17 protein-coding genes and 1 riboswitch are annotated in these 14,923 nt (G+C 69.1%); of the genes, 14 read left to right on the top strand and 3 right to left on the bottom strand.

Translation table 11 applies throughout. The features are described 5' to 3' along the window. Positions 1 to 84: 84 nt before the first annotated feature. Both GR130_RS38705 and GR130_RS40145 read right to left on the bottom strand, forming a co-directional pair. Positions 85 to 378: a Dabb family protein gene (locus tag GR130_RS38705; protein ID WP_159509279.1), complete on the bottom strand. Its 294-nt coding sequence runs from the start codon at positions 376 to 378 to the stop codon at positions 85 to 87. Between the two features lie 54 nt (positions 379 to 432). Beyond that, complete coding sequence (locus GR130_RS40145; RefSeq protein WP_201305284.1) at positions 433 to 573, bottom strand: hypothetical protein; 141 nt, start codon at positions 571 to 573, stop codon at positions 433 to 435. Between the two features lie 737 nt (positions 574 to 1,310). On the opposite strand from GR130_RS40145, the gene GR130_RS38700 reads away from it, so the two are divergent. The 4 genes from GR130_RS38700 (at position 1,311) to GR130_RS38685 (ending at position 4,711) form a co-directional block, all read left to right on the top strand. Continuing rightward, positions 1,311 to 2,090, top strand: a complete 780-nt coding sequence (locus GR130_RS38700; RefSeq protein WP_159509277.1) for a DUF2127 domain-containing protein — start codon at positions 1,311 to 1,313, stop codon at positions 2,088 to 2,090. A gap of 37 nt (positions 2,091 to 2,127) precedes the next feature. Then, the gene (locus tag GR130_RS38695) at positions 2,128 to 2,604 is read left to right on the top strand and encodes a hypothetical protein (protein WP_236573867.1); all 477 of its coding nucleotides are present in this window, start codon (positions 2,128 to 2,130) and stop codon (positions 2,602 to 2,604) included. A gap of 372 nt (positions 2,605 to 2,976) precedes the next feature. Continuing rightward, positions 2,977 to 3,183 carry a hypothetical protein gene (locus GR130_RS38690; RefSeq protein WP_443043742.1) on the top strand — a complete coding sequence of 69 codons (207 nt, stop codon included), beginning with the start codon at positions 2,977 to 2,979 and terminating at the stop codon, positions 3,181 to 3,183. A 721-nt stretch (positions 3,184 to 3,904) separates the two neighbouring features. Continuing rightward, complete coding sequence (locus tag GR130_RS38685) at positions 3,905 to 4,711, top strand: MgtC/SapB family protein (protein WP_236573866.1); 807 nt, start codon at positions 3,905 to 3,907, stop codon at positions 4,709 to 4,711. A 157-nt stretch (positions 4,712 to 4,868) separates the two neighbouring features. On the opposite strand, the gene GR130_RS38680 is transcribed toward GR130_RS38685, so the two are convergent. Beyond that, positions 4,869 to 6,005 (bottom strand): cation diffusion facilitator family transporter, encoded by a 1,137-nt coding sequence (locus tag GR130_RS38680; RefSeq protein ID WP_159509273.1) that lies wholly within the window; start codon positions 6,003 to 6,005, stop codon positions 4,869 to 4,871. A 62-nt stretch (positions 6,006 to 6,067) separates the two neighbouring features. On the opposite strand from GR130_RS38680, the gene GR130_RS38675 reads away from it, so the two are divergent. The 10 genes from GR130_RS38675 (at position 6,068) to GR130_RS38630 (ending at position 14,316) form a co-directional block, all read left to right on the top strand. After that, the gene (locus GR130_RS38675; RefSeq protein ID WP_159509271.1) at positions 6,068 to 6,424 is read left to right on the top strand and encodes a metalloregulator ArsR/SmtB family transcription factor; all 357 of its coding nucleotides are present in this window, start codon (positions 6,068 to 6,070) and stop codon (positions 6,422 to 6,424) included. Between the two features lie 450 nt (positions 6,425 to 6,874). Beyond that, complete coding sequence (locus tag GR130_RS38670) at positions 6,875 to 7,651, top strand: hypothetical protein (protein ID WP_159509269.1); 777 nt, start codon at positions 6,875 to 6,877, stop codon at positions 7,649 to 7,651. A 320-nt stretch (positions 7,652 to 7,971) separates the two neighbouring features. Next, positions 7,972 to 8,145: riboswitch (M-box (ykoK) riboswitch) on the top strand. Positions 8,146 to 8,441: 296 nt separating this feature from the next. After that, positions 8,442 to 10,085 carry an NRAMP family divalent metal transporter gene (locus tag GR130_RS38665; protein WP_159509267.1) on the top strand — a complete coding sequence of 548 codons (1,644 nt, stop codon included), beginning with the start codon at positions 8,442 to 8,444 and terminating at the stop codon, positions 10,083 to 10,085. Positions 10,086 to 10,164: 79 nt separating this feature from the next. Next, positions 10,165 to 10,500 carry a hypothetical protein gene (locus GR130_RS38660; RefSeq protein WP_236573865.1) on the top strand — a complete coding sequence of 112 codons (336 nt, stop codon included), beginning with the start codon at positions 10,165 to 10,167 and terminating at the stop codon, positions 10,498 to 10,500. 113 nt (positions 10,501 to 10,613) lie between these two features. After that, positions 10,614 to 10,889, top strand: coding sequence for a hypothetical protein (locus GR130_RS38655; RefSeq protein WP_159509265.1), 276 nt, complete (start codon positions 10,614 to 10,616; stop codon positions 10,887 to 10,889). Positions 10,890 to 11,212: 323 nt separating this feature from the next. Beyond that, complete coding sequence (locus tag GR130_RS38650; RefSeq protein ID WP_236573864.1) at positions 11,213 to 11,560, top strand: winged helix-turn-helix domain-containing protein; 348 nt, start codon at positions 11,213 to 11,215, stop codon at positions 11,558 to 11,560. Positions 11,561 to 11,615: 55 nt separating this feature from the next. After that, the gene (locus GR130_RS38645; protein WP_159509261.1) at positions 11,616 to 11,987 is read left to right on the top strand and encodes a hypothetical protein; all 372 of its coding nucleotides are present in this window, start codon (positions 11,616 to 11,618) and stop codon (positions 11,985 to 11,987) included. Then, on the top strand, positions 11,971 to 12,351 hold the full coding sequence (locus GR130_RS38640) for an ArsR/SmtB family transcription factor (protein WP_159509259.1): 381 nt from the start codon (positions 11,971 to 11,973) through the stop codon (positions 12,349 to 12,351). Before GR130_RS38645 ends, GR130_RS38640 begins: the two co-directional genes overlap by 17 nt. Before the next feature lie 16 nt (positions 12,352 to 12,367). Next, the gene (locus GR130_RS38635) at positions 12,368 to 12,760 is read left to right on the top strand and encodes a glyoxalase (protein WP_159510507.1); all 393 of its coding nucleotides are present in this window, start codon (positions 12,368 to 12,370) and stop codon (positions 12,758 to 12,760) included. A 284-nt stretch (positions 12,761 to 13,044) separates the two neighbouring features. Further along, positions 13,045 to 14,316: an IS256 family transposase gene (locus tag GR130_RS38630; protein ID WP_159509257.1), complete on the top strand. Its 1,272-nt coding sequence runs from the start codon at positions 13,045 to 13,047 to the stop codon at positions 14,314 to 14,316. Positions 14,317 to 14,923: the final 607 nt, after the last annotated feature.

Here is a 14,923-nt window from a genome sequence, read left to right as displayed (position 1 = left end):
ACGGCGGAACAGGCATATGGCGAAGCCCCCCGCCCGTGGAGCGGGGGGCCGGAGTGCGTACGGCGGCCGGGGCGGCGCCGGGGCTCAGAACTCGTAGTCGGCGATCACCCAGGTGGCGAATTCGCGCCACTGCGCGGCGGCGGCCTGGTGGGCCGGGTGCTCCAGGTAGCGCTTGAGGGCATCGGTGTCGGCGACGGCCGAGTTGATCGCGAAGTCGTGGGCGATCGGGCGGTCGGTGATGTTCCAGGCGCACTCCCAGAACGCCAGCTCCGGGATCTGCCGCTCCAGCTCCGTGAACGCGCGGACGCCGGCCTGCACCCGCTCCTCGTCGCGGGAGACGCCGTCGTTGAGCTTGAACAGGACCAGGTGGCGGATCACAGGAGCCTCCGTGCGGCAGGGCGGTGCGCAGCCGCTGCGGCCGGCCGCTAGACCCTAGCTGACCAGCTGGGTCATGAACTCGCCGACGCCCTGAGCGGCCGCCGAGATGCCCTCGAAGCCTATCTGGACGAGCTGGGCGGCCCGCTTGGGGGTGGCGATGATCGTGTAGAGCACGAAAACGATGAGCAAGTACAACGCGACCTTCTTCGCCGTCGCCATCAGTCCCGTCTCCCCTACGGCAGTCCCTTGCGGCTTTCCCCCGGAGCCCCGGGGCCCCGCCGACCGCTCCGGCTCCCGGTATGCGGTCGGGCGAGTGTAACCACAGGTGTTCGACCGGGGGAGGCGTGGCGGCTCGTCCGGCTGCGCCTTTCACACCGGCTTTATGGACCAAAGGCCCCCCAAGAGGGGCCCTTCGCCCGGCTGTTGGGAGGGGTCGGATGCGGCAGGATGGCGAGCGTGGCCCGGCGGATCTGGCAGGAATCCGCGGGGCCCACGGGACCAGGGCCTCACTGCGGGGTCCGTGCCGCACGCTTATCCCCCTGACAGCGGCGCGGGCGTCGAGGCTCGGTCCTCACCGGGGGAGGCGGCCTTCCCCCGACGCCGTTTCCCCCGACCGACCGCGAGCCCCCGGCTCCGGCCCCTCCCCGGGGGAACACCAGGGAGGGGCTCGGCGCCGGGGCTCTGTCGTGCGCCGGTGGTCCGCACCCGCACCGCGTATGGATGGAATGCGCGAGATGCACCGTATACACCGCCTCTTTCCCGCAACCTCCGGAGCGTTCTGCTCGTCCCTCCCCCTGTAAGAGCACCCCGTACGCCGTGGCTTGCATCATGTACGCGACAGTTACGCGGCACGGCGCGATACCGGCCGGCGGCGGCAGGAGGCCGCCGCGCGGTACCGCGCGGGACGACGAAAGGGAAACGGGGAACCAACGATGAAGATCGACTGGGACCGGCGCACCTGCGCGCGGCGCGGGCACATCACCTACCTTCCGCACGAGGAGCACCACCAGGCGAAACTCCGCGCGGCCACCGCTCACGGCGAGGCGTGGCGCTGCCTGCGCTGCGGCGACTTCGTCCTGGGCGACCCGCTCGGCACCGGGCCGGCGGCCAACGCCCCGCAGGTCCCGCGCGGCAAGGTCCTGCGCGATCTGTTCATCCTGCGGTTCCTGGCCGTCGAGCGGGCGGTGCGCGGCGTGTTCATCGTGCTCGCGGCGATCGCCGTCTGGAAGTTCAGCAACAGCCAGGACGCGGTCCGGCAGTTCTTCGACAAGAACCTCGACGCGATCCGCCCGGTGGCCGTCCACTTCCACTACGACCTGGACCACTCGCCGGTCGTCGACACCATCCGGAAGACCTTCGGCTACAAGCACTCCACCCTGGTGCTGGTGGCTTCGCTGCTGCTGGCGTACGCGTTGATCGAGATCGTCGAGGGCGTCGGGCTGTGGCGCGCCAAGCGCTGGGCGGAATACCTGACGGTGGTGGCGACCGCGGCGTTCCTGCCGCTGGAGATCTACGAGCTGACCGAGAAGGTCAGCTGGCTCAAGATCGCCACCCTGGCCATCAACATCCTGGCCGTGCTCTACATCGCCGTCGCCAAGCGGCTGTTCGGGCTGCGGGGCGGCCGGACGGCCTTCGACGAGGAGCGGCAGAGCTCCTCGCTCCTGGAGACCGGCACGCCCGCCGCCATGCCCGCCGCAGCCCATAATGGCTGAACGCACCGAACGAGGGGGAAACCCACCCATGCGACTCATGCCCACGAACTCCGCGCGCCGGCAGCCCGGTTCGCCGCGCACCACCGCCCGCCGATCCGTGGCGCGCCGTCGTCCGGCCACCGTCCTGGCGCTGCTCTTCGGCCTGCTGGCCGCCGCGGCCGGACCGGCCGCGGCCGCCGGCCTGTCCGACGCCGCCGCCTCCGCGACGGCCACCGCCGCAGTCCAGCAGGCACCGGCCCGTACGGCCGCCCAGGACGCCTCGATACGCGTCGCGGCGGCCCCCGCGTCCACCACGAGCTGGCACGGCGGGCACAGCACGCACCGCGTCACCGGCTCCCACCACGTCACGCACCAGACCTCCTTCTCGTCCAGCAAGCCGAAGAAGAAGACCGGCTTCTTCAAGAAGCTCGGCATCTTCCTCATCGTGATCGTCGTGGTGTTCATCGTCATCGTGATCCTGGTGATCTGGATGATCGTGCACTTCATCCGCAAGGCGTTCCGCCGCCGCGGCTAGTGCGGCTGGTAACGCGCCTACGCCGATTCACCTTTGGCGTTGCGCGTTACGCGTTTCACCTCCGCATCGGGGGCGGCCGGAGTCCGTTGGGGCTCCGGCCGCCCCCGTTTCGCCGCGCTCCGCAAATGCCTCCGGCGGGCGGAAAAGGGAAGGGGAAGGGGAAGAGAACGGAACGAGCCGCATGCCGGACGTTCCGTACGGCGCTCAACGAGGCAGTAGGGCCTGGCCGCTTGGCGCGGAACTCGGTACGGCTCGCCAAGGCGCCCCGCGTGAGCGAAGGGGAGGTGGATCCCAGCACCGTCGAGGAAGTACGAGGAAGTACGAGGAAGTACGAGGAAGTACCACGCCGTCCGGCATGCTGCCGCCAGGGTCTTGCTGATCCTCGGTGTCTCCGAACGGGCCGTCATGGGGCACATGGGGCGGTCCACCACCGCCGTGGCCGCGCGGTTTCCGCACATGGCCGACTCCGTCCGCGGCGAGGTCGCCCGACAGGTCGGCGGACTCGTCCGGAAGCGGGGCGGAGGCGGGCCGGCCACGTATGACGACGGGGCCGCCGGAGCCCTCGTGCCGGCCAACTGAGATGGAAAACGGGACGGAAGCCGATGAGGCGCCCGGTCCGTCGGACCGGGCGCCTCATCTACTGGCGGTAGCGGAGGGATTTGAACCCGACCGCGTGACCCTTCTCACCTGCGGTTTTGTCGGAGAACCCGAAAAATCGGGGCGTTTCGATGCCGCTCGATGCTGTTCCGTTGCGCTCGATCGCGTCCCGTGTGGACATGTCCACACGGTCGGACGGGTCCCGGACAAGCGTTGCGCCGCCATCGCTTGGCTCTGGTGTAGCCGCTTCTTTGCCCCCCAGTGAACGCTACTGCCATCGCAGGGTCGGTGGGTTTCCAGGAGTGGAAGGGGGGCGATCTTATCCGGAGTTGACTACGAAGAGTTACTTTCGTATTCGACTATCTGATAGGCGGGCGCGGCGTCTCGTCCGGCTCCTCGCCGTCGAGCAGGGCCACTTCCCCGCCCTGGCCGCACGCTACGAAAGCGATCTCGACCCGCGCCTGCGCAGTCGCCCTCAGCAGCCGGGCGCAACGTACCGGCGAGGTTCGCCCCGATGTCGACCCACGGTGCTCCTCCCCGCGACGCCAACGCCACCCGCCTGCGCAACCGCGGCGCCGTGGACGGACACCCCTGCGGTCTGCGGAAACGAGCCCAGGGTGCATCGGTCGGTTCAGCACCTGGCGGTGAGTCGCCGATACAGGAGCCGACACGGGAAAGGGATCAAGGACGAGGGGAACGGATCATGGTCATCGTCAACGAGTGGCAGATGGTGGACAACATTGCTGCCGGGCTCGGCTTCGGCGCTGCCATCGGCTTGGAGCGGCAGTGGCGGGCTCGGATGGCTGGGCTGCGGACGAACGCGCTGGTGGCCGCCGGGTCGGCGCTCTTCGTCCTGCTGTCCAACTACGGCTTTACGCAGGCCACCAGTACCGTCGGATACGACGGCTCACGGGTCGCGGCCCAGATCGTCTCCGGCATCGGCTTCCTGGGAGCCGGTGTCATCATCCGCGACGGGCTGAGCGTGCGCGGACTCAACACCGCGGCCACACTGTGGTGTTCGGCTGCTGTCGGCGCCCTGGCCGGCACGGGGCTGTACGTCCTGGCGGGGCTCGGCACACTTGCGGTGGTGGGTGCCAACCTGCTGCTGCGGCCGCTGGGCCGGCGCCTGGACCGGGAGCCGCGCGGCGGCGCCGAGGTCGCCACCGACTACTACTTCGAGGCGGTGTGCACCGAGCCGGAGGAGGCACACATCAGAGCCCTGATCGTCCAGGCCGTCGCCCAGCCTGGCTTCCGGCTGCGCTCGGTGTTCAGCCGCGACGCGGAGGAAGGGAAGGTCACCGTCGCCGCGGAACTCACCACCGAGCGTCGTGATGACTCCCTTCTTGAAGCGGCTGTCAGTCGACTGTCGTTGGAGCCCGCGGTCTCCGCAGTGAGCTGGACGGTGATCGGCCACCCGGACGAGGCCGATTACCCTGCGGACGAGGCGTCCCACCGCCGGTTCCGGGACTTCTTCACCGGGTGGGGGCACGGGAGAGCACCACGGCGGTAGCCGGGTGTCGCCGAGAGGGCTCGTTTCTGCAGGTCGCTCGTCGTGAACGGCGGCATCATGTCCGGTTCCGACCGCACGGGCCAGGAGGCTGGCGGTCACGTGGCGGCTACCCCGTCAGCCGTCACAGCCGACTTCGCCACCGCCGTGACCTCTCCTTTCAGCGGCCGGCGTGGTGGCTGAGGGCGGCGTGTGGGTCGGTGCCGTCCGTCAGGTGGTCGGTGTGGACGGTGGCGGCGGTCAGGCGTGGGACGGCGTGGATGAGGGCATGCTCGGCGGCGACGGCGACTTCATGGGCCTGGACGACGGTCAGGTGGGGATCGACGACGATGTCGGCCTCGGCCCGCAGGGCATGGCCGATCCACCGCATGCGGACCTGCCCGGTGCCCAGGACGCCGTTGATGTCGCGGAGTGTGGTCTCGGCGGTGTCGACGAGGTGGGGGTCGACGGAGTCCATCAAGCGACGGTAGACCTCGCGGGCGGCGCCTTTGAGCACCATGAGGATCGCGACGGTGATCAGGAGGCCGACCGCAGGGTCCGCCCAGCGCCAACCGAGGGCGACACCGCCGGCTCCCAGGAGCACGGCCAGGGAGGTGAAGCCGTCGGTGCGGGCGTGCAGGCCGTCGGCGACCAGTGCGGCGGAGCCGATCTTGCGGCCCGTGCGGATGCGGTAGCCGGCCACCCACTCGTTGCCGATGAAGCCGACCAGGGCGGCGAGGGCCACCGCCCACAGGTGGGTGACGTCTCGTGGGTGCAGCAGCCGGTCTATGGCCTCGTAGGCGGCGAGCGCGGAGGACGCGGCGATGGTCAGGACGATGGCGATGCCGGCCAGGTCCTCGGCTCGGCCGTAGCCGTAGGTGTAGCGGCGGTTCGCCGCCCGGCGGCCCACGACGAACGCGATGCCGAGCGGGACGGCGGTCAGCGCGTCGGCGGCGTTGTGGATGGTGTCGCCCAGCAGCGCCACCGAACCGGATATCGCCACGATCATCGCCTGGATGACCGTGGTCAGCCCGAGGATGCCCAAGGAGAGCCACAGGGTGCGCATGCCCTCGCGGGAGGTCTCCATGGCCGAGTCGACCTTGTCCATCGCCTCGTGGCTGTGCGGAGTGACCACGTGCGCAAGCTGGTGTCGGAAACTGGCCCACCGGCCCTCCCCGTGCACGTGATCATGGTTACGGTCGTGGTCGTGCCGGTGGTCACCGTGATCGTGGCGGACGGCGGTGGGGTGCGGGTGGTGGTGCGCACCGTGGCCGTGGTGGTGATCAGGCGACTCGTGGGTGTGGGGGTGCTCGCTCACGCTTGCGCCTTTCGCCGGTGGCGGACTGGACGGCGGGACTGCTGCCACACCATTATGTGCACATGAACGCACGCATGCATCTATCAGGTGCGCATGCCTCGCAACAGCCAGACGACGGCGAGCGCCTGGCTGTGGCCGTGGACGTGCTCGGCCTGCTCGCCGACCGCACCCGCCTGGCCCTGCTGCGGCGGCTCGGCGAGGGAGAAGCCGACGTCACGACGCTGACCGCGGCGACCACGGCGGCGCGGACCTCGGTCAGCCAGCACCTGGCACGGCTGCGACTGGCCGGCCTGGTAGCCACCCGCAAGGAGGGGCGCCGCGTGGTGTACGCCCTGCGGCACGGGCACCTGCGCCGGTTGGTCGACGAGGCGCTGAACGTCGCGGACCATCAGATCGGCCACCTGCCGCCCCACGACTGAGTTCCTGTCGCGACCGCGTCCGCAGCCGAGATTCAGGGTCACACGACACCTCGAAGCCGTCAGGGGCCTTGAACATTTCCACGTCCGTGGATCGCTGCCTGCTGCCCGAACCGCGTCATGAACGCACGCCATGAACGAAGCCACCCGGGGGAAAGCCGCCGATCCGTCCACGGCTGCTGACAGGGCGGCGCTGACCGGGAGGGGCTTCACGTATGGCTGCCTCCGTTCAGTGATGCGGTTCCTTGGAACCGGTCCCTACGCAGGGTTCTTCGGAGCCGGCTTTGGCCTGCATGGAGGACGCCGCCCAGCGCTATGCCCCCTTGCGTATTCACGCAAGGGGGACGTGCGTTCGATAGGCTTTTTGCTGTGGGGAATTCCCTTCGCGCGTGACCGCCGGCACGTCCGGTTCCCGAACCGAGCGGTCACAGGCACGGACAGGAGGGGTGCGGTATGAACCGTCGATTGCACGGCCCCGCCGCTGAATCGTTGACCGTTACGTTCGCCATTCTGGTCCTGCTGGAGACCTTGGCGCTGGCCCTCGCCCCCGCCGGTGTCCGGCCGGTGCTCCTGGGCGTCCTGGCCGGCACCGCCATCGCCGTCCTGCTCTTGATACGGCTCCGCCGTGTGGGTGCCCGCTCCCGGCAGCCGCAGCCGCCCAGCGCAGAGGGCTGGCTCAGCAGCCACGCCCTGGAAAGCTTCCCCATGGACGCCGTCCGCCCGCTTCTGAACCGGCCGAACGCGCCGGACCTCCGCCGCCTCTACGCCGCCTGGACCCTCGCCCTCCTCGACTACGAGGCTCGTGTCATCGCCCGCCACCTCCACCTGCCCATCGCCGTCGTCCGGCTGCTGACCGACGCGACACCCCGACGCGACCGCACCCATCCGACCTTGGCACCACACGGCGGTATTCCCGCGGACGACCCCCGCCTGCCGCCCGTACGCCGCGCCGTACGCCAGGCCGCTCACCGACTCGCCGAAGACGCCCCCGCCCTCACCTCCGCCGGCGCCGAGACGCTACGCGCCGGGCTTGCGGCCCGCGCGGACGCTCTACGCCAGGCCGTGCTCGCCGCGCACCGCGCCGGCATGCGGCACCAGGACATCGCCCACGACGCCCATCTGGACCTGGCCACCATCGACACATGGACAGTCTGGACACCCGTCGCCCCGAGCCCTACGGCAGCGCACCACAGGAAGCGGCACGGAGCGGGCGGCAGACGCACCGGGTGAAGCCGGAGGGCGCTCGACATGCCCCTCGTACGCTGCCGCCCGCGCTACTCGAATGGATGGCCCTCGGTCTGCCCGGTCTGCCCCCCTGCCCGCGACCGGCTCATGGTAGGCAGCCTGCTGTCCGCAGAAGGCATGGGCGACGCCTGGTTCACCTCCGAGACCTCGACGGATTTCCGGTGCAGACCATCGGTCCCGTGCTGCACCGCACCCAGCCGGAACAGCCCCGCGGAAGGTGTCGTACCGGGGAACGGAAAGTCAAGAACGAGTCAAGCAGTTGCGGTAATGCGCAAGTATGAGCCAGACTCTTCGAGGTTTGAAAGAAGGCACCTCGTTCGGTGAGGCGTCTGCACGGACATAGGCCACTGACCCGACGACGTCGAGAGACGCCCAGGTTCAGGACAGATCTCCCCGACTTAAGGGGTGATCCCAAGTGGCTGCCCCCGCAAGGGGATTACGCCGTGCAGTGCCAAAGCTCTGACGAGTTGGGGTGAACCAGTCGTACGGACTGGTCCGCTCCTTGCCGTGTCCGCTCGGCGCCCGCGTGCGCCACGGCCGCAAGGAGGCGAGAGACATGGATAGCAGTTGCAGTAGTCCGGGCCACAGTAGGCCCCGCATCCGTATGTCTTCTCCGACCTCCGGTACGCGGTAACCACCTCCTCTGCGCGCTCCCCCACCCTGCCTAGGCACCCGTACGGCCACCGGCCGTCCCGGGTCGCTGTGCTGCGCGCTCGCAGGGGAGATCGCTGCTGCGTACCCCAACCTCCCCCGCCGGGGGACCCGGGAGGCTTCCATGACCAACCTCACCACCACCCCATCGATTCCCGCGCAGCGCACCGCTGTGCTGGACGACGCGCACGTGGGCGACATCCGTGGCGCGCTCGGCACCATCAAGCAGGACGACAACGGCGAGCGCCGGGGCCTGTCCGCGAAGTTCAAGACTCTGCTGGCGATAGTCGGGCCCGGCCTGATCGTGATGGTCGGCGACAACGACGCCGGCGCCTTCGCCACCTACGGCCAGGCCGGCCAGAACTACAGCACCCAGCTGCTGTGGACCCTGCTCCTGCTCATCCCCGTCCTGTACGTCAACCAGGAGATGGTGCTGCGCCTCGGCGCCGTCACCGGCGTCGGCCACGCCCGCCTCATCCTGGAGCGGTTCGGGAAGTTCTGGGGCGCGTTCAGTGTCATCGACCTGTTCCTGCTCAACGCGCTGACCCTGGTCACCGAGTTCATCGGCATCACGATGGCCGCCGACTATCTGGGCCTGCCGAAGGCCGCCTCGGTGATCCTGGCCGCCGCCATCATCATCGCCTCCGCGTTCACCGGCTCCTTCCGCCGCTTCGAGCGGATCGCCGTCGCCCTGTGCGCCGCCTCGCTGCTCCTGGTCCCCCTCTACTTCATGATCCACCCCAAGACGTCGCAGATGGCGCACGACTTCGTGGTCCCGGTCATCCCCGGCGGATCCGGTGAGCTGGCCACCGTCATGCTGCTGATCATCGGCATCGTGGGCACCACCGTCGCCCCGTGGCAGCTGTTCTTCCAGCAGTCCTACGTCATCGACAAGCGCATCACCCCGCGCTTCATGAAGTACGAGAAGGCCGACCTGTGGATCGGCATCGCCATCGTCGTCATCGGCGCCGCCGCCATGATGGGCCTGGTCGCCGCCGCCTTCGCCGGCACCAAGGGCTTTGGCAACTTCACTGACACCGCGGGCCTGATCACCGGCATCGAGGCCAAGGCCGGCAAGGTCGCCGGCGTCCTCTTCGCGATCGCCCTGCTGGACGCCTCGATCATCGGCGCGTTCGCGGTGTCGCTGTCCACCGCGTACGCCATCGGCGACGTGTTCGGGATGAAGCACTCCCTGCACCGGGGCATCAAGGGCGCGAAGGGCTTCTACGCCGTCTACGCCGGCCTGGTCGCCGCCGCGGCCACCATCGTGCTGATCCCCGGCTCCCCGCTCGGCCTGCTCACCCAGGGCGTGCAGACGCTCGCCGGGGTCCTGCTGCCCTCCGCCTCGGTCTTCCTGCTGCTGCTCTGCAACGACAAGCAGGTCCTCGGCCCCTGGGTGAACGGACCGAAGACCAACGCCTTCACGGCGGCGGTCGTCGGTGTTCTGGTGTCGCTGTCGATCATCCTGACAGCTTCGGTGCTCTTCCCGGACATCAGCTCCAACATGATCCTGGACATCATGGCCGGCTGCGGTGTCGCCGGGGTGCTGGCCGCCGGCTACGCCTTCACCCGCCGGCGCACCGCCACCAAGGAAGACCCCATCGACCGCACCGGCCGCGACAACTGGCGGATGCCGCCACTGGAGACACTGACCCGGCCGGTCATGTCCACCGGCCGCAAGATCGGCATGGGCGCCCTGCGCACCTACCTGCTGATCGCGATGGTCCTGGTCGTCATCAAGATCGTCCAGGTCGCCCTCGGCAACTGACCACTCCCTCCCGGGTGGTGGCGGGACCTCCCCGCCCGCCGCCACCCCACCAACCCCTCACGGAGAAGGGAGGCCACCGATGCGCCTTCTCCCGCACCTCACCAAACTCACCGCACCGGCCCGCCGGCACCGCCACGCCACCGACAACCGGACCGCTCCGCAGCCCACCGGCCATGTCTGTCCGCGCGTGCAGCTGGCCCTGTATGACGGCGCTGAGTGGGACTACCTGCTCGACGGACCCAGCACCTGCCCCGGGCCCCGGGGCCCGCACGTCACGTACGAGCCACGCGTGCACCTGGCTTACGTCCTCGCCCGGCAGGGTCACGACGCCCACTGGCTCGCCCGCTTCACCGACCTGCCACTGCCCGCGGCCGAGCGCATCGCCGAAGCCGCCACCCTGGCCGTCCACGCCTGACTCGGCCCTAGCGCCGCGCGGGCGCTGAAGCCCGCACACCACTGAATCGTTCGCCCGCCCTCGGCCACGCCTGCCCGCCGCCGACCGCGCCGCTCAACGGAGGTGACTCCCGCATGTCCGTCTTCACCGCAGTCCACATCCACCGCCCCGCCATCCACCGCCCCTCCGCCCGAAGCCGGAACACCGGCCGCGCCCTCCTCGGCCTGGTCGCCACAGTGGTACGGCGCATCGCCGACAGCCCCCTCGACAGCCCCGTCCTGCGCACGCTCCCCAGCCCAGCGTCCGTCACCAGGGCCACCGACCAGCAGCGGCCCGCTCGCCCGCACGCCCACTGGCACACCGTCACCGGCCCCGACGGCCGACGCCGCCTCGAAGCCACCTGGCACTAACGGCCCCACGCGCACCGCATGGGGAATGAGTCCGCATGCACGTCCCCGCCCTGGAGACGTCATGACGCCCTCGCCCGATCCGGCTCGTCCCTCCGGCTGGAGCCCGCTGCCCGCCGCGCCGTACCGGCGCCCACGACGGCTCCGCCCTCGGCGCCCGACCTTCCGACCACGGCTGTCGTCAACACACCGACCTGACAGGAACCGACATGGCACTGAACCAGCGCACGGCTAACCGTGTCCACCATGACCGAACGCCCGTGCCCGCACCGCGGGGACGCAGCAGAACCTGGCTCGTACGGCAGTCACCTCACACACCCGCGGCTGTGGAGCTGCCCCGGGCCCCGGTCTACCGCGTGGACGGCCTCGTCGTCGACTGCGGCACCCGCCGAGCCTCGGCCGGAGGCCGTCAACTTCGCCTCACCTGCATGGAGTTCGAGCTGATCGCCTACCTCGCCGCCCACCCCGACTGCGTCTACACCCCACGGCAGCTGATGGAACTGGTGTGGCAGCAGACGCCCACGGGCGACCTGAGCACCGTCGACGTCCACATCGCCCGCCTGCGCCGCAAGCTCGGCTCCGAACACCAGGCCCTGATCCGCACCGTGCATCAGGGGGGCTACGCATTGAACCCACAGCTGGCGCCCGGGACCCGCTTCCGGAACATCGCCTGACCGCCCCTTTCCACCCCCCACCACTTCCCGACCAGAAGTGACCCAAGAGGTACCCATGCGATTCCTGCCCCGTACGCATGCGAAAAAGAGCGGTCCGCCCGCCACCCCGGTCTCAGCCCTCGCCACGATCCACATCCACTGCGACCACCAGGCGGCGGCCAAGGTACGCGCACTGTGCGTGCTGGCCCTCAGCAGACCCGGCGCCCACCTCCAGGCCCTGCACGCCAGCCGCCTCGGCGCCACCGTCTACCTGCGAGCGACGGTCACCCTGGACGGCCCGGAAACCGGCCCCCTGGACCACCTCGTCAACCAGCTCTCCCGCGTGCCGTACGTACGCGATCTGCACTGGCACCGGTGCCACACACCCGCACCCGGCACCCACGCACACGCGCAGGAAAGGAGCACGGCCGATGCATGCTGTCCATGAGCCCGACGTCGTGCTCCTCCCGGTCCGCACGACCACCGCGCCCTTCGAAGACGCCGAAGTCGGCGCTCTGGTAGCGATGTTGAAAACTCTGGCCGGACCTATACGGGTCCGGCTGCTGGAGGCCCTGGCACTCCAGGAACTCTCGGTCGGAGAACTGACAGAGCGCATCGGTACGGACTACGCCGCCGTCTCCCAGAGCCTCGCCCGACTGCGAGCGGCGGGCCTGGTCACCGTGCGCCGCGACGGCAACCGCACGCTCTACCGCACCACCAACCCGCACCTACCGTCCCTGCTCGCCACCCTCCTGCACCTGGCCACGCATCCAGCACCACCCGAGCCAGGAAACCCTCATGAACACCACTGAGGAGACGAGAAAGCGCATGACCACCGAGAACTCCACCACCGAGTTCGCCTTCGGCCCGCTGCACCACGTCCAGCTCGCCATCCCCGCGGGCGCCGAGGACCTGTGCCGCGATTTCTGGGGCGGCGTGCTGGGCATGACCGAGCTGGCAAAGCCTCCGGCCCTCGCGGCCCGCGGCGGCTGCTGGTTCCGCGGCGGCAGCCTCGAAGTACACCTCGGTGTGGAAACCGACTTCCGCCCCGCTACCAAAGCCCACCCAGGAATCCTTGTGCACTCACTCCCCGACCTCGCCAAGCGCCTGGAGGCACACGGCCACGACGTGACCTGGGACGACAACTTCCCCGGCCACAACCGCTTCTATACCTTCGACAAGCTCGGCAACCGCCTGGAATTTCTCGAACCCCGCCCCTGACCGCCTCTCCTGCCGGGGGCACAGAGAAACACCAGTTCAGGAGCCCATTCGTCCAGCAGACGGAAGGGCTCTCGCGCTCGCAGCGCACATATGGCGCACATGCGCTGCGGGCAGAGGGTGGGGAGCTGTCGCTCGATGCCCGCAAAGGACGAACTGGCCCGGCGCCGGTACGAGAACCTGGTCGACCGCCTTGAGTGGGTGTGTCTGAAAGATCGTGTAAGTCCGTGATGTGACAGGCTGGCCGGGGCCCTGACCTGGGCTTTGACCAGCCGGGACGGACGGACATGAACGACAACGAGATCCCGGCCGTTGAACCGGTCGAGGACAAGCTCGTGGATGAGGTCGTCGAGCGGCTGATGGACCGCGTCGACGCTTCGGGGGCTGCCCTGCTGGGTGAAGGCGGGCTGCTGACGGAGGTGACCCGGGCCGTGCTGGAGCGGGCCCTGGACGCGGAGATGACCGACCACCTCGGATACGAGAAGCACGATCGGGCGGGCCGCGGCTCGGGCAACAGCCGCAACGGCACCTCGCCGAAGACGGTGCTGACCGATGCCGGGGCGGTCACGCTGGCCGTTCCCAGGGACCGTGACGGGTCCTTCGAACCGCAGCTGGTACCCAAGCACGCCAGGCGGCTGGCAGGCTTCAACGAGCAGGTCCTGTCGCTGTACGCGCGCGGTATGTCGGTGCGTGACATCCGCTCGCACCTGGCCGGCATGTACGGCGTCGAGGTCTCACCGGACCTGATCAGCAAGGTCACCGACGCCGTCACCGACGAGCTCGACGCATGGCAGAACAGACCGCTGGACGCCCTCTGGCCGATCATCTACATCGACGCGCTCTGGGTGAAGATCCGCTCCGGCTCCGTAGCCTCCCGACCGGTCTACCTGGCCGTCGGCGTGGACATGGACGGCTGCAAGGACGTGCTCGGCCTGTGGGCCGGCGACGAGGGCGAAGGCGCCACGACCTGGATGACCGTGCTGTCCGAGCTCCGCAACCGCGGGGTCGAGGACGTGTGCATCGTCGCCTGCGACGGACTCAAGGGCCTGCCCGACGCGGTCACCGGAACCTGGCCCAAAGCCACCGTTCAGACGTGTGTGATCCACTTGATCCGTGCCTCGCTGAGGTTCGCCTCCAAGCAGCACCACGCAAAGCTCGTAACGGAGTTGAAGGCCATCTACACCGCGCCGACCGAGCAAGCCGCCGAGCAGGCCCTCGCCGACTTCGCCGCAGGCGAGCTGGGCCAGCGGTATCCCGCAATTGTGCGGACCTGGCAGGCTGCGTGGAGCGAATTCACGCCCTACCTCGCCTTCCCGCCGGAGATAAGGAAGGTCGTCTACTCGACGAATCTGATCGAGTCGATCAACGCACGGCTGCGGAAAGCCACCCGCAACCGCGGACACTTCCCCTCCGAGCAGGCCGCGTTGAAGGTGCTCTACCTCGCCGTCCGCGAGCAGATCACCCCCAGAGCGCGCGATGTCAACCACGTCGCGGCACACTGGAAGAAGGCACTCAACCAGTTCTCACTCTTCTTCGAGGACCGGCTCAACACCAAGTGAAAAACGAGGACTTACACAAAGTTCCGTACACGCCCCCTTGAGTCGCTAAGGAGGGCCGCCCTCAACAACGGCGCTCGCCCGAGGTCGGTAGCCGGTCGTCTTGCGACGCTCGGGCGAGCAGACGTCTGTGAGGGTTCCGGTGCGGACGATCCAGGCAACCCCCTGGCTCTGTTCACGAGAACGGGCTCTGTCGCACATCCGGTGGTAACGGAGCGTCACGCTGAGTGCGTGACGCCGCGTTTGAGAAAATATGCAGGTTGGCGGGGGCGAGCGGCCTCCAAGCGGGACGTGAGCGCGCCTGTCGGTTGTCCGCTGTGTATGAGGTCGACCGCCCTGGACTTCTGTAGTGTCAGCCAGCAAACACCCAGGCCAAAGCGCCTACTGGGGTCCAGAACCATACGGACAGTGAAGACTGCAACGCTCGGTTGCCACCGGAAGTGAGACAGAGTCGTTGATTGAACACTCCCGACGTTGCCCAGCGGCACCGACCTGATCAGCCCAGGCTGCCCAGGTCGGTGTGCGAGCAGAGCGGAGGCCATTACTGACTTGAGCTTTTCGGGGCGACAGGTTTGGCCTGTTTCGCTGACAGGATGTCGGCTACGGCGGT

Origin of the sequence: Streptomyces sp. GS7, assembly GCF_009834125.1 — a bacterium.
In the GTDB taxonomy this organism is placed as follows: Bacteria; Actinomycetota; Actinomycetes; order Streptomycetales; family Streptomycetaceae; genus Streptomyces.
This window is presented reverse-complemented; position numbering and strand designations above follow the sequence as displayed.